Origin of the sequence: Pseudomonas sp. v388 (genome assembly GCF_003935425.1) — a bacterium.
Taxonomy (GTDB): Bacteria; Pseudomonadota; Gammaproteobacteria; order Pseudomonadales; family Pseudomonadaceae; genus Aquipseudomonas.
The window spans coordinates 239560-258382 of record NZ_RHQN01000007.1; the positions used below are offsets into that span (position 1 = coordinate 239560).

The following is an 18823-nucleotide window of genomic DNA, read 5'->3' on the forward strand; positions in this document are numbered from 1 at the left end:
AGATTACGAAAAAACCGCATCCGATAACAACAAGAGGTGCAGATGCCTACTCAATCTCGTGACGAGCCGCTGGCCTATCAATCGGGGTTCGGCAACCAGTTCAGCAGCGAGGCCCGGCCGGGCGCGTTGCCGGCAGGACGCAACTCCCCGCAGCAGCACCCGTTGGGGTTGTACGCCGAGCAGCTGTCCGGCACTGCTTTCACGGTTCCCCGCGCTGAAGCGCGGCGCACCTGGCTGTATCGTATCCAGCCCTCGGCGGCCCACCCACGATATCAGCCTGCCCCACGGCAGATCGTAGGTCTGGAGCAGGGCGCGATCACCCCCAACCGCTTGCGCTGGAACGCGTTCGATATCCCGTCGCAACCTACCGACTTTCTGGAAGGCCTGACCGCACTGGCCAGCACTTCCCCGGCGGATCAGGCCGACGGCGTCAGCGTCTACATCTACACCGCCAATGCCTCCATGCAACGGGCGTTTTTCAACGCCGATGGCGAGTGGCTGCTGGTGCCTCAGCGAGGGCGTCTGCGTATCGTCACTGAACTGGGCCTGCTGGACGTGGCGCCACAGGAAATCGCCGTGCTGCCCCGTGGCCTGAAATGCCGCATCGAACTGCTCGACCCCGACGCCCGCGGTTATGTCTGCGAGAATCATGGCTGCGCATTGCGCTTGCCGGAGTTGGGGCCGATCGGCAGCAATGGGCTGGCCAACCCACGGGACTTCCTCGCACCGGTGGCCTGGTTCGAGAACAGCGACAGACCTGTGGAGCTGGTGCAGAAGTTTCTCGGCGAGCTGTGGGTCACCCGCCTGGAGCATTCACCCTTCGACGTGGTGGCGTGGCACGGCAACAACGTGCCGTACAAGTATGACCTGCGCCGGTTCAACGCCATGGGCACGGTCAGTTTCGATCACCCTGATCCGTCAATCTTCACCGTGCTCACTGCGCCGGGCCTGGTAAATGGCCAGGCGAACGTGGACTTTGTGATTTTCCCGCCGCGCTGGATGGTGGCGGAAAACACTTTTCGGCCGCCCTGGTTCCATCGCAACGTGATGAACGAGTTCATGGGCTTGATCGCAGGCGAATACGACGCCAAGGCTGAAGGCTTCATGCCGGGCGGCGCGTCGTTGCACAACTGCATGAGCGCCCACGGCCCCGACAACGCCACCGCCGTCAAGGCCATGGCGGCTGACCTGAAACCGCAGAAAATCGACAACACCATGGCGTTCATGTTCGAGACCGGCAAGGTACTGCGCCCTGGTATGCATGCGCTGGCCTGCCCGCAGCTGCAGGCCGACTACGACGCCTGCTGGAATGGCATGGCCCGGCTGTTCAACGAGGAAGCCCAATGAACCAATCGATGTCGAGCCGCCGTAGCTGGGTAGCATCCGCCAACGGCCACCCGGATTTTCCGCTGCAGAACCTGCCGTTCGGGGTGTTCAGTCGTGGCGAGAGCGGGCCGCGAGGCGGTGTGGCGATCGGCGACCTGATTCTCGACCTTCAGGCCGCCGTCCGGCACGGCTGGCTTCAGGCGCCGGCAGAGGAAGTTGCGAGAGTGGCCTGCGGCGAACAGCTCAACGAATTCTTCGCCCTTGGTGCCACGGCACGCCGGACGCTGCGTGATGCGTTGCTGGAACTGCTGGATGAGGACAATCCGCAGCGCACTCGCCTACAGGACGCTGCCGATGAGGTACTGCATCCCATGGGCGAATGCCGGATGCATCTGCCGGCGCGAGTCGGGGATTACACCGATTTCTACGTCGGCATCCATCATGCGACCAATGTTGGCAAACTGTTTCGCCCGGACAATCCGCTGCTGCCCAACTACAAGCATGTGCCCATCGGTTACCACGGCCGGGCTTCAACCTTGTGCGTATCAGGGGCGAGCCTGGCACGCCCCAACGGGCAGACTTTACCGGCAGGGCAACCCGAACCCGTATTCGGCCCTTGTAGGCGACTGGATTACGAACTGGAAATGGGGGTGTGGATCGGGCCGGGCAACCAGCGAGGCGAGGCCATCGATATTGCCGATGCCGAGCAGCATATCGCCGGGTTTTGCCTGCTCAACGACTGGTCGGCGCGGGATATCCAGGCCTGGGAATACCAGCCGCTGGGACCGTTCCTGTCCAAGAGTTTCGCCACCACAGTGTCGCCCTGGGTGATCACGGCCGAGGCGTTGCAGCCGTTCCGTAGCCCTCAGCCGCCGCGACCTGCCGGTGATCCGCAGCCAATGGCGTATCTGCTCGACGAAGCCGACCAACGCGCCGGAGCCCTGGATATCGAGCTGGAAGTGTTGTTGCAGACTGAACAAATGCGCCGCGCCGACCTGGCGCCCCATCGCCTGGCCCTGAGCAATTCGATGCACATGTACTGGACCGTTGCCCAGATGGTCGCCCATCACAGCGTCAACGGCTGTGCCTTGCAGGCCGGTGACCTGTTCGGCACCGGCACCTTGTCCGGGCCGCAATCCGGTCAGCATGGCAGCCTGCTGGAAATGACCGAGGGCGGCAAACAGAGCATTACATTGCCCGGCGGTGAGCAGAGACGCTTTCTCGAAGACGGCGATGAAGTGATCCTGCGCGCCCGGTGTCGTCGGCAAGGGCAGGTGTCGATCGGTTTTGGCGAGTGCCGGGGCAGGGTCTTGCCAGCCCGTCCGACCGCCTGATCAGGCGGGAGAGGTGTCAGCCGCTATCTCATACCAGCCCAGGAACATGTCCAGCGTCGACTCCACCACCTGCTCCTGTTCCTGGGCGCTCAGCAGCTCGGCGTTGAACGTGACCTGCGGCCAGAACGCGAACGATTTGAGCAAGGCATGCATCTGTGTGGCTGCAAAGCCAGGTTCTACCGGTTTGAGGCGGCCATCCTTCTGAGCCGCGCGAATCCACACCGAGAAGGTTTCCTCACGCTCGTTCAGGCGGGTCATCCACACCGATGCCCGTTCCGGGGAGTGTACCGTGGCACCCACCAGTACCCGGGCAAGGTCCAGAAAGTTGCTGTTATTGAGTGTGCGCATCTTCTGCCAGAGCAACTCGCGCAGCTGTTCGCGCAAGGTGCGGTCGGGCTGATAGGGCGCATCGGCCAGCGGTGGAGAGCAGTTCCACAAGCGCTGAAGAATTTCCGCGAACAGTTCTTCCTTGCTGGGGAAGTGGTTGTAGACCGTGCGTTTTGACACCTCGGCGCGCGCGGCGATGCGATCCATGCTGGTGACCTCGAAGCCCCGGTCGCGAAATTCGGCAATGGCGGCCGTCACGATGGACTCGCGTTTCTGGTCGGTAAGGCGCATGGGTGCGTTCATGGGTCACTTCAAACAGACGTTTAGAGAAAAATTACACTCGGTAGTTTACTTGTCGCCACAGATGATGCAAGCTAAAAACTACACCGTGTAGTGTAAGTGTGCCTTCACCACTGTCGCGTGAAGGCGGAACTGGCTGACGCGGTGGGCTCAGGCTTTATCCAGCCGGGCAGTCACTTCTACCTGATATCAGGAGGCAGCACCTCATGGCCACGACAAAATCACAATCGGATCTTTCCTCATTGCCCACCTTGTCCCGCCACGAGGGCCGCTACCGTAACCGTGCACCGATGCGTCCCCCGAGCCTGTTGCGCACCCTTGGGGTGTTCTGGGATCAGGTATTCAACAAGCCCAGTAACACCCGGCCGGCAGGGGAAGTTCCGGTGCAGCCGCTTTCGCGCCAGCAACTGCTGGCCGCGCCGAACAATACGGTGTATCGGCTGGGTCACTCGACCGTACTGCTGAAAATGCGCAACCGTTTCTGGCTGACCGATCCGGTGTTCGCCCAGCGTGCGTCGCCGGTGCAATGGGCCGGCCCACAGCGCTTTCATCAGCCGCCCATCAGCCTGGATGAATTGCCACCGATCACCGCAGTGATCCTGTCGCACAACCATTACGATCACCTCGATCATATGGCGATCAAGCACCTGATGCACAAGACCGAGTATTTCCTGGCGCCGCTTGGCGTGGGTGACACGCTGATCGAATGGGGCGTTCCGGCGAGCAAGGTCCGGCAGCTGGACTGGTGGCAGTCCACGCAAGTGCAGGGCATGCAGTTCGTAGCGACGCCGTCGCAGCATTTTTCCGGCCGCACACTGAGCGACAGCAACCGTACGCTGTGGGCGTCATGGGTGATGATCGATGATGAGCAGCGGGTGTTCTTCAGCGGCGACAGTGGCTATTTCGAAGGCTTCAAGACCATTGGCGAGCAGTACGGGCCGTTTGACCTGACGCTGATGGAAACCGGCGCCTATAACGTGCAGTGGCCCCATGTGCATATGCAGCCGGAGCAAACCTTGCAGGCGCATCTCGACCTGCGCGGTCGTTGGCTGTTGCCGATTCACAACGGTACGTTCGACCTGGCGATGCATGCCTGGCATGAGCCGTTCGACCGGATCCTGGCTCTGGCCTGGGAACGCAATGTGCCGATCACCACGCCAATGATGGGTCAGCCGTTCTACCTGCAATATCCCAGTCGCGGCATGACATGGTGGCTGGAGGTCGATGAAGCGCCGCAGCCGGCTGACAAGCCGCGCGGTCGCTCTCTGTTCTGCCCGCGTGGTCGGGAAAATGCCTGAGGTTTTTCGCCAGCAAGCGGGCGCCTGCAGGCGCGTGATAGACACGGAGCCTGCAGGCGCCAGCGTGCCGGCGAATTCATCCGGAACAACGCCGAATCAAGTCGGCTGATCAGGTTCCGGCGCCGTCCTGGGGCGCGGTTGCTCACCTTTCTCGTTCAGTTGCTTGTTCTTCTCGCCCACTTTGCCGGCGTTTTCCGGTTTGTGATCGAGATCTTCGCGTTTGGATTCATCGGCCATGACCATTCTCCAGGGTTAACAGGCTCTCTTGTTATTGGTCAGCGCGGCGCGGCCAAGATTCGATCAATGTTTTGCTCCGTCCGGGCCGCGGCTACCGTGGTCTGGTGAAATAGCGGCGCCCGGTCGGATCAGGCGCCGCCTGACGGCTAACGGGAAGTGCTCAAGGTTCCTTGGTCAGGTCCACCAGCGGCTGTTCACGCACCTCCGTTGGACGAGCGGCTTGTATCGCCTTGATCCGGCCGAGAGACTGGTCGACCGCAGTTTTGTCGGCCAGCAGGCTGTAGCTGATCTGGAACTGGCGCTGCTCCTTGGGCGCGATGGTCGGCACCAGGCCCAGCGGCCTCTGGAACCTGCGGTTGTAAGAGAAACTGGTGCCGGGCTCGAGCCCGGTCACGTAGCCCTGGCCTTGGGTGTCGGTGTTTTTCCACAAGGAAAATACCGGCAATTGCCGGGTGTTGAAGCCCACTGCCACGCCAAGGCTGCCGGCCTGGTTATGCAGCACTGTCAGGGTGTCACCCTGATCGTCGGCGTACGGCACGACGTTATAGACGGTTTCATCGTAATCGCGGGTCGGTCCGCGGTAGGTCTGCCAGTCGCCCAGATCACCCCTGGCTTTTTCGTTGAAAGGTGACACCTGCTTGACCGGTGCTTCGAACCGGGCGCCCTGTTCCAGAAACGGTGTGCTGAAATTGCTGTGGTACAGCGCCTGATATTCCTTGGGGTAATCGCCGTTGTTGGTCAGCGTATCGTTGAGGGTAAAGCTCGCGCTGCCGGGCTCGGTGACCAGCTCCGTCTGCACCGTGAAATCGACCTTCTTGAACGCCTGTTCCTTCAGTTCGCCCTTGAGGCGGATGGCATACGGCGGCTTTTCGTCAATCTGCAACGTCACCTTGCTTGCCGGAATGTTTGCGGCCCGGCCGTGCAGGGTCAGCAGTTCGCCGTTGTCGATGCCTGGATGACCGACCCATTCATACCCGCAGCGTGTCACCAATTCATTGAAGCCCTCCAGCCAGCCGAGGCCGCCGCGCCCGTTGAGTTCGATGAAGGCCGGGTTGACCACGTCCTTGACGGGAGAATCCCAACCCATGCGCACCTCGCCCACCGAAGCCTGCAACACGTTCATGCCGCGGGTCGGCACCACTGACAGTTTCATCGTGCCGTTGTCGATCTCGACAATGCTCACGCCTTCCTGACGACCGCCGTGCAAGGTGCGCAGGGTGATGGAGAAAGGTTTGCCGCTCTTGATGCCGAGTTGGTCGCTGGTGATCGTGTGGTTCTGCGCGGGTTTGTCGGTGTCGAGCAACACGTAATCCCAGGCCGATACCTGAGTGGCGGCGGCCAGGAAACCAAGGCCGAACAGCAGGGGCAGGGTTTTCATTTGGAAGACGATCCTTATTGGAATTATGGGTAGCCGCTGAAACAAGTTAATCGATTCAGCTGTCCGTCAGTCTAGCCAAGGTTAGGGATCTCGAGCAGGTGTTTATCGGTCGGGGTAAAAAATCGCGGGGGTGTCCTGGCCGCTTCGCGCAGCTTTCCGTAGGGACAGTGGCGGCGGTCCGTCCTGGTAGCGCGGGGAGGCTTGCTGGATGGGGCATATCCATTGTCAGGTAGACCGCAGCCCCGGCGCTCCTGCAAAAAGATTCACAGCCATGCCTGAGCAGACGGGCAGTTTCCACGGACATGCGAGCCGTCCAGCCAATTAATCTGAACCCATTGCTTGAATTGATAGTCACCATCAAGGAATGCAAGTTCTGTTTTTTTCGGAAAAGCGGAGGATAGCGCCATGCCTCTGAAGCTGCTGAAGGACACCAAGCGATGAAAATTTCCAACCTGCTGGCCCTGGCCGCCGTATTGATCGGCGGCATCATGATCGCAGCACCCGGCTATGCCGCACAGGACTCGCGCTTGTTGCCGATCGCCGACAGCAGCGCAAACCTTCAGGCATCGCAAAAAGTGGCGGTCCTCTACAGCGAGAACACTATCGGCACCCTGCAGTACCTGCAGCACTACCGGGCGATGGCATCCAACGGTGCGCAGGACAGCCAGCTCGACGGGCGGATTCGTCAGGCGTTCATCGGCAGTGCCGATCCCACGCTGGCCATCGACCGGATTCAGGGCGCGTTGCAGGCACGCTTTGCCAGCGTCACGGTCTACGACAACCTCGACGCAGCCTTGCAGGCCCGTCCGGACGTGGTGGTCATGCTTGACCTGTATAACCGGTTGCTGACCCAACGTAACTCGGAAGTCGAAGCTCGATTTGCCGCCACCTTCTACGACGCCGAACTGCAATACATCGGCAAGGCCGAGGGCGTGCGGGACGAGGATATGACGTCGGCCTGGCTGAAGGGCAAGGCCGCCGAGCAGATCGCGGCGCAGATCGACCGCCAGCGCGGTGTGCAGCTGGACGCGCTGGACCGCTTCGACGCCTCGCTGGATGCGCTGCTGGGCGCCGAACACGCAGGTCGCATTGCCGCCAATTGATACTCCCGCCGGTCAGTCACGGTATGATTCTGCGCCCGAGCCCATGGACGTACTCTCATGCAACTGCCGGATTTGAATCTCCTGATCGCCCTTGATGCCTTGCTCGACGAGGGCAGCGTGGTGGGCGCGGCGCGGCGCATGCACTTGAGCCCGGCCGCCATGAGCCGCACCCTGACCCGTATCCGTGAAGCGATGGACGACCCGGTGCTGGTGCGCGCCGGGCGCGGGCTGGTGCCGACACCTCGTGCGCTGGCGATGCAGGCGCAGGTTCGGGCGCTGGTGGAGCAGGCGGCCCAGGTGTTTCAGGCACGGGACGATGTGGACATGAGCACCCTGGAGCGTTGTTTCAACGTGCGCTCCAATGATGTGTTCTTCGGCTCGTTCGGCGCCAGGGTGCTGGAAGCCATTCGCCTGCAGGCGCCGGGATGCACGCTGCGCTTCGTGCCCGAAGGGCCGGGTGATGACGATGCCCTGCGCGAAGGCCACATCGACCTGTACGTCGCCTCGCGACGCGACTTCGGCCCCGAGATCAAGGTCCAGACCTTATTCACCACGCGCTTCTGCGGCCTGGCCCGGGAAGGGCATCCGCTGTTCGACGCTCCCATTACTGCCCAGCGTTTTGCCGCTTACGATCAGGTCAGCGTGTCACGCCGTGGACGAGCGCGCGGTCCTATCGACCCCGCGCTGGCGGAGCTGGGGCTGGAGCGGCGGATCGCGCTGATCACGCCCCATTTCCATTCGGCAATTTTCGGTGTCGCGGGCTCCGACCTGCTGCTGACCTTGCCCGAACCGGTGTTGTGGGGGATGGCCAGCCTTGGCTTGCGCATGCGGGCTTTCGAGATCCCGTTGACGCTGGAACCGGTCATCGTCACGCAAGCCTGGCACCCGCGCTTCGACAAGGACCCGGCCCATCGCTGGCTGCGCCAGACCCTCAAGGAGATCTGTTCGGTGGGGCAGCCGCTGAGTTTCAAGCAGGGCTCCACTACCGCAGCCGTTTAGATTCGATGACTGCCGCGCTCGCTTCCACAGGTCAAAGCAAGACCATAGCTATCCTTATCGCTGAACCTGCGACCGCCACGGCCTCAGCCAGAACGCCAGACCAGCCAGCAACACCGCACCGTAGAGTGTGCTCAATCCCAACTGCATCCAGATACCTTCCATGGGATGCAGGACCAGAGCAGCGCCGAGCATTGCCAGCGCGGCCAGCGTCCAGTGCGTGCGCCACGGCACCTCATGCAGAAGCGCCTGGCGCCGCATCAGCAGAACGCCTGTCATCATGGCCCCAGCCAGCGCCGCAATGGCGATCCCGTCGAGGCCCAGCCAAAATGGCAAAACGCCCAACAGCACGGCATTGCACAGGCTGCCGAGCAACTCGCAGTTGAGCGGCAGGCGCGTATCGCCGGCGGCGTAGGCATAGCGCGCCAGTAAGGCGTTCCAGGCACCGAACATCAGCGATGCGGCAAACCAGGCAAGCACCTGCGGCAACGGACCGTCGTGGCTCTGGCCGGGCAATAACAGCACCACCAGCGCCCCCGCAGCGCCGATCAGTCCGGCGACGGCCGGCAATGTCAGCAAGGTGGCGCTGCCCAGCCCGCGCCGCAGCAGAGACAGGCGCTGGTCCCCGGCGTGGCTGCCGCTCATCAATCCCAGCAACACCTGATTGAGGCTCATCAGCGCAATCAGCGGGAGATTGACCAGTTTGCGGGCCAGATTGACCCAGGTTACGGCGCCTTCGCCCAGCAGCGACGCAACCATCCGTTCCAGCAAGGCCAGGCCCTGGCTGGCCAGATTGCTGTTGAGCAACGGGCCGATGCGCTTGAGCAGCTCGGCCATGGCACCGGGTTCTGCCGACCAGTGCCATGGTCGCCAGCCGCTGCGGTACAGCGTGGGGAGCAACACGCCTGGCATCAACAGGCTGCCGAGTACGCAGGCCGCCGCCACCCCGCTGGGCGTGGCCGCCTGGCCGAGCAATGCGAGATACAGCACGGGCGGCAGGTTGAACAGCAGCGAACCAAGACCTGCCAGCACAAAGCGCGATTGCGCCTGCAATGGGATGCACAGCAGCCCGTGCAGCAGAAAACCCGGGGCGCACCAGGCCAGCCATTGCAGTCCGCCGACGGCCTGACTCAAGCCATCCATATCCAGGCCCGGCCCGATCAAGCGAACCCAAAGCCCCGATCCGAGGTTCAGGATCAGGCTTAATACCACCCCAATAAATAGCAAGCAAGGCGCCATCCCGCCGAGCCACCGCGTTCGCAACTCGGTCGAACGCTGTTGATAGAGGGGCAGTGCGGCGGCGCTCAACAAACCCGCCGCGAGGGACATGCGCAGCGCTTCAGGCAGAAACATCGCCACCAGAAACGCATCGCTGCGCCCGCCAGCGCCCCAGGCCGCCACCAGCAGCCATTCCCGGGCGAAGCCTGCGGCCAGTCCGGTCAGCGTGGCCAGCGTCAGCCACAGGGTCGAACCCAGCATGCTGGTACGCCTCGCTTAGTGGAACAAAGTGAACAGGCCTTTGCCGCCCACTTTGTAATTGAGGTTGCGGGCGCGTTCGCCTTTGATTTCGGCGTTGGGACCGCTGACGATGGCATACGGCGCAATCGGCTTGGACACCACGCAGGCGCCGCCCACCACCGCGCCTTCGCCGATGTCGGCACCGAACGAGAGCAGGGCGCGGCTGCAGATCCACGCGTAGTCGCGGATATACACCGGGCCGCCCACCGCCCAGAACTCCGGCGCCTGGAGATCGTGACCACCGGCAATCACTAAAACATGGGAAGCGATGGTCACATGATCGCCGATCACCAGCCCGCCCCGCGCGTCGATCTGGCAATGCCAGCCTACGGTGGTGTCGCTGCCGATGCGCAGGCTGTCGACGCCCAGCACTTCGGTGTTGCGCCAGACCGTCGAACCCTTGCCGATCTTCGCTCCGCCCATTCGCAGCCAGAGCAGGCGCAGCGTGTGGCTGGGTATCTTGCAGATCAGGATGTTGTACATCTGCTCCCAGGTGCGCAGCATTCGGTCGCGCAATGTCGGCCAGTTGATGCCGTACAGTGGAATCAGCGCGCCCAGGGTTTCGCTGGCCAGCAGGCGATAGAAACGCCGCGCCAGCGGATGCTCGATACGCGGTTCGATGTTCAGGTAAGAAATGAACGACAGCGTGCGGTCCTTGATACGGGTTTCGAAACACACGTCGTTGGCCAGCATCCATTCATAGGCCGCCTGCAATTCTTCAAGGGGCACGCCCATTTTCAGGGCGTAATCGGGCAGTGCCTCGCGCAAGTCATGGGAATGCATCATGCGGTGTTTCATAAACGGGTTCCCTGTACGGCTGGAGCGGTAGACGGTTTGATTGGGCCGGGCACTGCGGCGCGGATGCGGCGGATCTCGTGCAGGCTGATACCGACGAACAGCCAGAACAACGCGACCAGCACGCTGGTAAAACTGAAGTAATGGTCGAAGAGACCGCTGAACAGCGCGGCCATTACACCGATCATGCAGCCCACGCCAATCGCGTTATCGTGGGTCAGTTCGAGGGTCCCGGAAGCCGGGCGCACGTATTTCCACCAACTCATGGTCGCGCCGATGAACAGCACCATGCCCGGCAGTCCCATCTTGTAGACGAAATTGAGCCACAGGTTGGAGATGCCGAATTCGGTGTAGCCCTGCACCGGCGGGTCGACCTTGAAGCCGATGCCGAACGGGAAGGTGGCGACCGCATCGGGAAAGTGTGTGTACTCCAGGAAGCGGATCGCGGTGCTGGTGTCGTCGTCCGAGAACAGGCTCATCAGGCGATCCTGCAGCGGCGGGTAGAACATCAGCAGCGCCACGGCGGCCAGGCCGCCGGCGACCAACAGGCGACCCAGGTGCGGAATACGTCGACGCGCCATCCACAGCATCACGGCGACCAGGCTCAGCAAGGCGCCGCGCGAGCCGGTCAGCAGCAGGCCGACCGAGCCTACCGCCGCGACCATCAAGGCCAGCGAGCGCGGGCCGCCGCTGCGGGTAATGCCGAAACAGAACGCCACCGGCAGGATCATCGCCAGCGCACCGCCCGCCACGTTGGGGTGCATCCACGGCGAGCCCATGCGATCGGCCAGTGCCAGCAGGCTGTCGCCGAGCACGTCGATGCCGCCGTAACCCAGCGTGGCGAGGATCGGCGTGATGGCCGTGGCGGTCTTGTTGACCATGAAGATCGGAATCGACAGCAGCAGTAGCAGCAGCGTGCCGGCCATGATCGCCATGATCAGATGGTCCAGGGTCTTGCGTTCGGTGAGCAGGCGCGGCACCAGGAACAGCACCGACAGGTTGAACAGCCAGCGCACCCAGTTGATCGGCCCGTTGCCTTCGATGGGCACCGATACCTGGCCGACCAGGAACGGGAAGGCACTGAACAGCATCAGCGCCACCAGCCAGCGCTCGGCGCGCAGCATTTTCGGCACCGGCGCCTGCTCGAAGTACATCGACTGCAGCAGGTAGCTGCCCCAGGTCAGCATGATCAAGGCTTCGGACACCGTGGTGCGGATGCCGATCTGGACAGTGGAATATGGAATGAACGTGCCGATGAAACAGAACAGCAGCAGGCCGCGCACCGGCCGCCGAACCACGGTGACGATGGAGGCCACGCCCGCCAGCACCAAAAGCACTTTGGAGACCGGCAGCAGCCAGATCAGTACCCCGAACATCAGGCTGAACAGCAGCCCCACGGGCATCGCCATCGGCATCAGCGCAACTCCTCGAGGGCGGCGTACAAACCTTGCCGAAAGGCGTCGACGCCGTAGCGTGCCGCCCAGGCTTTGGACGTCTGCGGATCTTCCCGCTGTGCCTCGGCCAGGCTGCCCATCAGGCGGATCAGGGCGCCGCTGTCGATGGGGGAAAAATGCGGGCTGTCCGGCGGAGATATCTCATCCAGCGACGAGCCGGTCGCCACGGCCACCGGCGTGCCGACGCTCAGCGCTTCGATCACCGGCAAGCCGAAACCTTCTGCCTTGGACGGTTGCCACAAACGGTCGGCGTTGCGGTACAGCGCCTGCAACCGGGCATCGCTCAGGCCGCGCAATACGTGCAGGCCGGGCAGCAACCGCTGGGCTTCACGCAGGCATTCGTCGCCGCCGACCAGCACCAGGTCGGGAATGTTGCCGAACTGCATCCGCGCGGTCTGCCAGGCTTCGACGAACCAGGCGATGTTCTTGCGCGGTTCGCGGGTACCGACGCACAGCCAGTAGCCGTCCGGCAGTTGCAGGTCGGCAATGTCGGCAGGCTCGCCCTTGAACCCTTCGACCAGGTGCGGCACGACCCGCAACTTGTCGCTGGCCCAGGGAAACAGCCGGCGCGTTTCATCGGCGGTGAACTGCGAGGGCGTCCAGACCCGGTCGGCGACGCGCAGGGAATGGGCAATCGACAGGTGATCGGTGCAGCGGTACACCCTGGCCTTCAGGCGTGAGCCATGATGGTTGTGCTGGGTCAGCTGGAACAGGTCATGCAGTTGCAGCACGTAGCGCAGCCCGGCAGGCTTGCGGCCCAGTGGCAGGCCCATGTTGATGTTGGCTACGTAGATCTGCACCTCGGCATCACGCAGCGCCTTGGGCAGGAACAGGCCCTCGAAGCGCAGCCGGTCAGGCAGCCGGTGCACCGCATCGATGGGCGTCGACCAGCGCGGCACGTGAACATGGCGGCGGATCGGGTGATCGAAGGGCGCCACTCCGAACAGCTGCAGCTGAATGTCCGGATGGGCGCGAAAGGCGTCTTCCAGGGCAAGGTTCTGGCGACCGATGCCGCTGGTGGGATAACCGGCGGCTGCGCGGTAGTCGAGTCCTATACGCATGCACGCGATCCTTCTTTGACGGGCGAGAGCCGGTTGTAGATGCCTTCGAGCTGAGTCGCCGAGACCGACCAGTCGTGGGTATTGCGCACATAGGCGCGGCCGGCTTCGCCGATTTTTGCCAGGCTGGCCGGGCACTGGATATTGGCGGCGATCAACTGCGCCAGTTCCTGGGGGTCTTCGCTGCCCAGATAGTGTTCGCCGTTGGTGACCGTCAGGCCGGAAACGCCTTGGGCGGTGGTCACGATAGGCAGGCCGGCCGCCAGCGCTTCGAGAATCTTCAGCTTGGAGCCGCCACCCTGACGCAAAGGGGCGAAGAACATTGAGGCGCTGGTTTGCAGGGCGCGCAGGTCAGGCACGAAACCCACCCACTCGATGCGCGGGTCCGGCCAGCGTTCACGCCAGGATTCAGGCAAGCCGAAGCCGCCGATGGCGAAACGCACCGTGGGCGACAAGGCCCAGACCCTGGGCATGATGTCATCCAGCGCCCATTCGATGGCATCCACGTTCGGCCCGTACTCATAGTTGCCGATGAACAGCAGGCGCTGGTTGTAGCGATCCGGAATCACGCTGGCGTAATGCTGAGTATCGACACTGTTGACCACGATCGAGGTGGCCTTGCCGCTCAGACGCGACAGTGCCTTGGCATCGGCTTCGGTCACCGAAATCAGCTCGCTGACCTGCTCGAATACATGGGATTCCCAGCGCCGGTAGCGCCAGCGGTCGAACGCGGCGAAGGCTGCGGCCCAGCGTGGCAGGGTGCTGTAACTGGCCGCTCCCAGTGCCGACTCGACGTTGTGCTCGGTGAGCACGAACGGTTTACCCGAACGCTGCAGGGCGCGTTCGAACGGCTGGAACGCATAGGTGTGCTGCAACTGGATCACGTCCCAGTCTTCCTGGAGCAGCTCCTCGAAGACTTGCTCCAGTTGCGGCGCGTAGCCGTTGATGCTGGCCAGCATCGGCACCGGCGCCAGGGCCACTGCCAGCAAAGTGCGCAGGCTGCTGCGCGATCTTCTGGGCACCACGATCAGACGTTCGAGCCACGGCTCGAGCGCCGACTGGGCGCTGTCGTCCAGCTCGGTCTTGGACTGCACCAGCAAGGTGATCCGGTGGCCCCGCGCGGCGAGATTGCGCAGCAGATGATATTCCCGCGTTTTGCCGCCGCTGGTGGTCGGCCAGGGCAGATAGGGAAGGGTCCAGAGAATACGCATGGGTCAGGGCTTCCATTCCAGGATTTGCAAGGTCGGCTTAAGGCCCAGGGTGATGCCTTTTTCACTGCTCAGCGCAATGCGGCTGCCGGTCAGCGGGTTGTGCAACACCGCGTCGCTGATGGTCGGGAAGGTCATGGTGCTGCCGGTCACGCTCCAGAACATCAGCAGGCGCTTGCCGTCGTCACGGTCCCAGCTGACGGCGTACAGGTCACCGGGCACGCTGCTTACCGCCGGCGGGTCGGCGGGCGTCAGACGCGGTCCGGTGACGTCGAGGAACCGCTTGAGCGCTGTGTAGACCGGCTTGGGGTTGGCTTGCAGGTCGAGCAGGCCATAGGCCTGGTCGCGGGCGGTGGCGCGGGCGTCCAGATCGCTGAGGTTGAACAAAAAGATCCGCTGGAAATCCAGCGCACTCATCAGCGCCAGACGGCGCAGGGTGTAGTCGGCCTGGCCCTGCTCGCCGATCACGGCCTGCATTTCCACCGGGCCGTCGTAGCTCGACCAGCCCCATTCGGTGGCCCAGACGTCCTTCACGCCATTGCTGTGCAGCAGCTGATTCATGGCATTGGCGCGTACCAGGAAATCCCGGTCCGGCGGCGAGTCGCCTTCCGGGTATTCGGAATACGGGTGGTAGGCAGCGACGATGTTCTGGGTACCCAGGCCGTTGTCGACCAGTGTCTGCAGCATGTAGCCCGGCGTGCTGTGCATCTGGCTGTAATAAGCCATGCCGGCGGTGACGATGGTCTTGTCCGGCAGCGCGGCGCGGATCGCGTCGGCTGTGGTGGTCAGCAGGCGCCCATAGGCCGCCGGATCTTCCTTGGGCAGCCAGACGATGTTCGGTTCGTTCCACACCTGCCAGGCGCTGACCTGCGGGTAGCGCTTGGCCAGGCTGGTCATGCGCGCGGCGAACACGTTGAAGTCTTTGGGCGGGTATTGGTCCCGACCCTGGGCCTTGGCCGGAGCACTGCTGGCGAACGGCGCCGAACCGACCATGTACGCCAGCGTGTTGTAGTGGTGGTCCTTGATCGCCGCCATGGCGCCGTCCAGTTCCTTGAGGCTGTATTGATCCTTGACCGGCTCGATGATCGGCCAGTGAATGGTCAGTCGTACCCACTTCAGGCCCAGTTCGTCGAGGCGAGCCATCTGCTGCTGGTAGATCTGCGGTTCGAAATACTGGAACTGCACGTTGACGCCGAGAAAGTCCTGCCAGACCACCGGCTGTCGTGACTTGAGGACGGTCTCGGCCTGTGCGCTGCATGACAACAGTGCGCCAAGGCATGCAGCGCGCCATGGAAATGTTGTTCTTAGGGAATCGAGCATCACTTGACCTCACATGCCTGCTGAAACACATCGCGAAAACGTTCGGCGGTCAGGCTCCAGACGCGCGCCTGGCCCATTTGCGAAGCCTGTTGCGCCCAGAGCGCGGCGCGGTCGGGGCTGGAGCAGACCTCGCTCAGCACGCTGGCCAGTGCCCGGACATCGCCTTGTGGGTAAATCATGCCGTTGCCGTGGGAAACCTCTTCAGCGAACGACCTGGCGTCCGAAGTGATCACGCCACGTCCGCACGCCACCGCCCAGGACAGTGCGCCGCTGGTGCCGCGCAGCTTGCCGAGGATCTTCAGTTTGCTGGACTCCCGATACGGCAGGACCATCACATGGTGAGCCTGGATGACCTCGGCGATCCGCTCGGCGGGCAGGTCCAGCTGCCAGTCGATCAGGTCGACCAGGCCCAGTTCACGAATTCGCCGCCGCAGCTGCTCCAGGTAACTGCCGGACGGCCCGAAGGCCATCTCCGGCTCGCTGCCGCCGGCCAGGGTCAGGCGCACTTTGGGGCGCAGGCCGGGCTGGGCGACGAACATGCCGGCCAGGGCGTCGAGCAGATCCTCGATGCCCTTGCCGCGATAGATGAAGCCGAAGTACAGCAGCCGCAAAGGCGCAAGCGGCGGCAGCGGCGCAGGTGCGATGGGCAGGTTGCCATGGTGAATTACCGCCATCTGTGCCGGGCTCAGTTTCATCCGCGTGCGCAGGGCCTGGCCGCCGGCCTGGGTCAAGGTGATCAGCCGCGTCATGTGCCGCGCCAGCTGGCGTTCTTCGTGCAGGCACAAAGGGTCGGCGAGCACCGTGGCCGCTTCCGGCAGCGGCGAACGCATCCCGGCGGCCATCGACAAGGGCCACGGCAGTTTTTCCCGACGCCAGACCAAACGCTCCGGATCATGCACAGTGGCGGTCAGCGGCAGCCTGGGAAAGCGTTTGCGCAAGGTCTGCAAAGCCTGGAACTCGGCCAGTCGGCCGCCGCCCAGCTCGGCATGCACCAGGTCTACGCCGGTCCAGTCGGTGGCGGCCACCCGCTCGACAGCCCGACGCGGATCGTTGCCCACGCCTTGCAGCGGGGTGACGATCTGCACGCCTAGGTTTTCCAGAGCATGCTTGAGATGCCCGGCGTAGTCGGCGATGCCGTTCTGCTCCGGCGGCAGCGGCGCAAGCAGGGCGATCCGCATCAGCTACGGCTCCCGATCCGCTTCATGAAGTGCAGCACGCGCTCCGGGACTTCGAATCGGCGGCGGTTGAGGATGATGCCGTCAACGTGCTTGAACGCGGTGGTCAGGTTGGCCAGTGAATCTTCGAGCATCGGTACGGTGGTTTCTTCGGCGCGCACCACCAGTACGATCATGTCGGCATCGCGCAGCAAGACATAGGCTTCCTGGTTGCCCGACAGACTGGAGGCGTTGAGCAGCAGAATCTCGCCGGGACGCGCCGGGCCGCGGCCTTCGGTGCGTACCTTGTGGCCCTGTTCCACCAGAAGGGTGCTCAGGCGCGAGATCACGAACTTCACGCCTTCACCCGCACGCCCGGCGGTGAAGCCCACGGCGAGACCTTTTTCCTCGACCTGACGCAGCGGCAGGATGCCGTAGACCCGGTGCAGGTTGGCGGTGAACGCGCCGCTGCGTTCCTGGGCGCGTTCCAGATCCGGCAGGCTGGTCCAGACCGGCACACCGAAGCGGCCTTCGATCTTGTCACCGTCGTGGACACGCTGGTCCAGCAGGTAGAAGAAGTACAACGCCAGGAATCCCACCAGCATGCTCAACGGCAACGCAAGCAGCAGCATCGCCAGGCTTTTCGGGAATACGCGGCTGGGGTTGTAGGTGGCTTCTTCGATGGTGGCGATGTTGCTGATCTGGCTGTTGTCCAGCTCCCGGTCGATTCGCGCCTTTTCCAGACTGCTGGTGTACAGCGCATAGCTTTTCTCGGCCGCGTCCAGTTCGTTCTGCAGGCGTGACAGTTCCGGTTCCAGGTTCAAGGCCAGCTGACGGTCGCTTTCCAGCTGGGTCAGCTGCGCGTTCTGCTGGGCAAGCTGGCTTTGCAGACGCGCATAGCTGGTCTGCTGGTCGGCATTGACGTTCTGCATGCGGTTGTAGATCGGGTTGGGCGTGATGCTTTCGGAACGCTGGACGGTGGCGTCCTGTTCATTGAGCAGTTTCTTGAGGTTATTGATTTCTTCATTGACGGCGCGGATCGGCGGCGCCTGTTCCTTGAACGAACGCAGCAGCTCCTGGCGTTCCACTTCCTTGCCGTTGATGCGGTTCTGCAGGTCCTGGCGATTGGGGTTCAAGGCCAGCTCACGACCGGCCGAGACGGTCTTGGGTTGCGAGGCCAGTTGCTTTTGCAGCAGATCGAGCCCGGCCTTGGTGGAAGCAATGGCGCGCACCGTGTTATTGCGCTCGGTGCGCAGGTCGTTCAGGCCCTGGGAGGTGTCGGCCAGCCGCTGGGAGATACTGACCGCGCCCAACTGGTTGAGGTAGTTCTGGATCTGTTTCTTGTAGGAAATGATATTGGCAGCGGTGGTCTTCACCTCGCCTTCATAGAATGCATAGAGGCTGACGCGGCCCAGGGTCCGCGTGCGCTGGATCTGGTACTCCTCGATCCAGGTCTTGAGCACGCTCTGGGCAGTCGCCGGATCATTCCAGGTGAAGGTCAGCTCCATCACCGACGAACCCGGCTCGTGACGCACCTTGAAATTGCTTTCCAGCTTCTCGGAAAGCATCTCCGCCTGGGTGCGTTTTTCCGCCAGGCCCACAAACTGCAGGGCGCTGTGGACGACATCCAGCACCGCGCCCACGGCGCTCTTGAGCGCGGTCTTCAGGGACGCGACGAAGCCCGCCTGTGGTTGGGCCAGGGACAGTTCGGCCAGGTACTTCTCGGCCACCGTGCGCATGATCGGCCGGCCGGTGAGCATGCGCTCTTCGTCCAGCAACGGGTCGCGCAGGCCGCTGGGGATAACGATGGCCTGGCGGTCCGACAGCTCGATGGGCACGGTGCTGCTGTCGCGACCGGGCTTGACCAGCAACAGTGCCGTGGACTCGTAGCGGTTGGGCAGCAGGAACGCACCCAGCAGGATGATGATGAAGGTCACCAGCACCGTGGTCTGGACTTCGCGCCTGAAAATGAAGAACAGACGCAGCAGGTCACGAAAAGAACGAATATTGATCATGT

16 protein-coding genes are annotated in these 18823 nt (G+C 63.1%); 5 read left to right on the top strand and 11 right to left on the bottom strand.

Annotated features, from left to right (window positions below; genetic code table 11):
• The first annotated feature begins 42 nt into the window (after positions 1-42).
• Both hmgA and fahA read left to right on the top strand, forming a co-directional pair.
• Positions 43-1347, top strand: coding sequence for a homogentisate 1,2-dioxygenase (gene hmgA / locus EGJ27_RS17915; protein WP_125832072.1), 1305 nt, complete (start codon positions 43-45; stop codon positions 1345-1347).
• Complete coding sequence (gene fahA / locus EGJ27_RS17920; RefSeq protein WP_125832073.1) at positions 1344-2660, top strand: fumarylacetoacetase; 1317 nt, start codon at positions 1344-1346, stop codon at positions 2658-2660. The genes hmgA and fahA overlap by 4 nt, the downstream gene beginning before the upstream one ends.
• Here the strand turns inward: fahA and EGJ27_RS17925 are convergent, their stop codons facing one another.
• Positions 2661-3290 (bottom strand): TetR/AcrR family transcriptional regulator, encoded by a 630-nt coding sequence (locus EGJ27_RS17925; protein WP_125832074.1) that lies wholly within the window; start codon positions 3288-3290, stop codon positions 2661-2663.
• Between the two features lie 203 nt (positions 3291-3493).
• Here EGJ27_RS17925 and EGJ27_RS17930 point away from each other — a divergent pair, with 203 nt between their 5' ends.
• Entirely contained in the window at positions 3494-4585 is a 1092-nt protein-coding gene (locus tag EGJ27_RS17930; RefSeq protein WP_125832075.1) for an MBL fold metallo-hydrolase, read from the top strand.
• A 96-nt stretch (positions 4586-4681) separates the two neighbouring features.
• On the opposite strand, the gene EGJ27_RS17935 is transcribed toward EGJ27_RS17930, so the two are convergent.
• Complete coding sequence (locus EGJ27_RS17935) at positions 4682-4822, bottom strand: hypothetical protein (RefSeq protein ID WP_125832076.1); 141 nt, start codon at positions 4820-4822, stop codon at positions 4682-4684.
• A 160-nt stretch (positions 4823-4982) separates the two neighbouring features.
• The gene (locus EGJ27_RS17940; protein ID WP_125832077.1) at positions 4983-6200 is read right to left on the bottom strand and encodes an aldose 1-epimerase family protein; all 1218 of its coding nucleotides are present in this window, start codon (positions 6198-6200) and stop codon (positions 4983-4985) included.
• A 437-nt stretch (positions 6201-6637) separates the two neighbouring features.
• On the opposite strand from EGJ27_RS17940, the gene EGJ27_RS17945 reads away from it, so the two are divergent.
• Positions 6638-7303, top strand: a complete 666-nt coding sequence (locus tag EGJ27_RS17945) for an ATPase (protein ID WP_125832078.1) — start codon at positions 6638-6640, stop codon at positions 7301-7303.
• Positions 7304-7360: 57 nt separating this feature from the next.
• A complete protein-coding gene (locus tag EGJ27_RS17950) occupies positions 7361-8302 on the top strand; it encodes a LysR family transcriptional regulator (protein WP_125832079.1) in 942 nt (313 codons plus the stop codon).
• 54 nt (positions 8303-8356) lie between these two features.
• Here EGJ27_RS17950 and EGJ27_RS17955 read toward each other — a convergent pair whose 3' ends face one another.
• From EGJ27_RS17955 to EGJ27_RS17990, 8 genes are read right to left on the bottom strand one after another with little or no spacing between them, the layout of a single operon-like run.
• The gene (locus EGJ27_RS17955) at positions 8357-9778 is read right to left on the bottom strand and encodes a lipid II flippase MurJ (RefSeq protein ID WP_125832080.1); all 1422 of its coding nucleotides are present in this window, start codon (positions 9776-9778) and stop codon (positions 8357-8359) included.
• Positions 9779-9793: 15 nt separating this feature from the next.
• The gene (locus tag EGJ27_RS17960; protein ID WP_125832081.1) at positions 9794-10615 is read right to left on the bottom strand and encodes an acyltransferase; all 822 of its coding nucleotides are present in this window, start codon (positions 10613-10615) and stop codon (positions 9794-9796) included.
• Positions 10612-12027: an O-antigen ligase gene (locus EGJ27_RS17965; RefSeq protein ID WP_125832082.1), complete on the bottom strand. Its 1416-nt coding sequence runs from the start codon at positions 12025-12027 to the stop codon at positions 10612-10614. Before EGJ27_RS17965 ends, EGJ27_RS17960 begins: the two co-directional genes overlap by 4 nt.
• On the bottom strand, positions 12027-13127 hold the full coding sequence (locus EGJ27_RS17970) for a glycosyltransferase family 1 protein (protein ID WP_125832083.1): 1101 nt from the start codon (positions 13125-13127) through the stop codon (positions 12027-12029). The genes EGJ27_RS17965 and EGJ27_RS17970 overlap by 1 nt, the downstream gene beginning before the upstream one ends.
• Complete coding sequence (locus EGJ27_RS17975; protein ID WP_125832084.1) at positions 13118-14335, bottom strand: glycosyltransferase family 4 protein; 1218 nt, start codon at positions 14333-14335, stop codon at positions 13118-13120. The genes EGJ27_RS17970 and EGJ27_RS17975 overlap by 10 nt, the downstream gene beginning before the upstream one ends.
• A 3-nt stretch (positions 14336-14338) precedes the next feature.
• Positions 14339-15652 carry a cellulase family glycosylhydrolase gene (locus EGJ27_RS17980; protein WP_125832085.1) on the bottom strand — a complete coding sequence of 438 codons (1314 nt, stop codon included), beginning with the start codon at positions 15650-15652 and terminating at the stop codon, positions 14339-14341.
• Positions 15652-16830 (bottom strand): glycosyltransferase, encoded by a 1179-nt coding sequence (locus EGJ27_RS17985; RefSeq protein ID WP_125832086.1) that lies wholly within the window; start codon positions 16828-16830, stop codon positions 15652-15654. The genes EGJ27_RS17980 and EGJ27_RS17985 overlap by 1 nt, the downstream gene beginning before the upstream one ends.
• Positions 16830-18821: a lipopolysaccharide biosynthesis protein gene (locus tag EGJ27_RS17990; protein WP_125832087.1), complete on the bottom strand. Its 1992-nt coding sequence runs from the start codon at positions 18819-18821 to the stop codon at positions 16830-16832. The genes EGJ27_RS17985 and EGJ27_RS17990 overlap by 1 nt, the downstream gene beginning before the upstream one ends.
• Between the last annotated feature and the right edge of the window lie 2 nt (positions 18822-18823).

Coding starts and splice junctions, on each gene's coding strand:
- hmgA (WP_125832072.1), top strand. CDS start 43: ATGCCTACTCAATCTCGTGACGAGCCGCTGGCCTATCAATCGGGGTTC.
- fahA (WP_125832073.1), top strand. CDS start 1,344: ATGAACCAATCGATGTCGAGCCGCCGTAGCTGGGTAGCATCCGCCAAC.
- EGJ27_RS17925 (WP_125832074.1), bottom strand. CDS start 3,290: ATGAACGCACCCATGCGCCTTACCGACCAGAAACGCGAGTCCATCGTG.
- EGJ27_RS17930 (WP_125832075.1), top strand. CDS start 3,494: ATGGCCACGACAAAATCACAATCGGATCTTTCCTCATTGCCCACCTTG.
- EGJ27_RS17935 (WP_125832076.1), bottom strand. CDS start 4,822: ATGGCCGATGAATCCAAACGCGAAGATCTCGATCACAAACCGGAAAAC.
- EGJ27_RS17940 (WP_125832077.1), bottom strand. CDS start 6,200: ATGAAAACCCTGCCCCTGCTGTTCGGCCTTGGTTTCCTGGCCGCCGCC.
- EGJ27_RS17945 (WP_125832078.1), top strand. CDS start 6,638: ATGAAAATTTCCAACCTGCTGGCCCTGGCCGCCGTATTGATCGGCGGC.
- EGJ27_RS17950 (WP_125832079.1), top strand. CDS start 7,361: ATGCAACTGCCGGATTTGAATCTCCTGATCGCCCTTGATGCCTTGCTC.
- EGJ27_RS17955 (WP_125832080.1), bottom strand. CDS start 9,778: ATGCTGGGTTCGACCCTGTGGCTGACGCTGGCCACGCTGACCGGACTG.
- EGJ27_RS17960 (WP_125832081.1), bottom strand. CDS start 10,615: ATGAAACACCGCATGATGCATTCCCATGACTTGCGCGAGGCACTGCCC.
- EGJ27_RS17965 (WP_125832082.1), bottom strand. CDS start 12,027: ATGCCGATGGCGATGCCCGTGGGGCTGCTGTTCAGCCTGATGTTCGGG.
- EGJ27_RS17970 (WP_125832083.1), bottom strand. CDS start 13,127: ATGCGTATAGGACTCGACTACCGCGCAGCCGCCGGTTATCCCACCAGC.
- EGJ27_RS17975 (WP_125832084.1), bottom strand. CDS start 14,335: ATGCGTATTCTCTGGACCCTTCCCTATCTGCCCTGGCCGACCACCAGC.
- EGJ27_RS17980 (WP_125832085.1), bottom strand. CDS start 15,652: ATGCTCGATTCCCTAAGAACAACATTTCCATGGCGCGCTGCATGCCTT.
- EGJ27_RS17985 (WP_125832086.1), bottom strand. CDS start 16,830: ATGCGGATCGCCCTGCTTGCGCCGCTGCCGCCGGAGCAGAACGGCATC.
- EGJ27_RS17990 (WP_125832087.1), bottom strand. CDS start 18,821: ATGATCAATATTCGTTCTTTTCGTGACCTGCTGCGTCTGTTCTTCATT.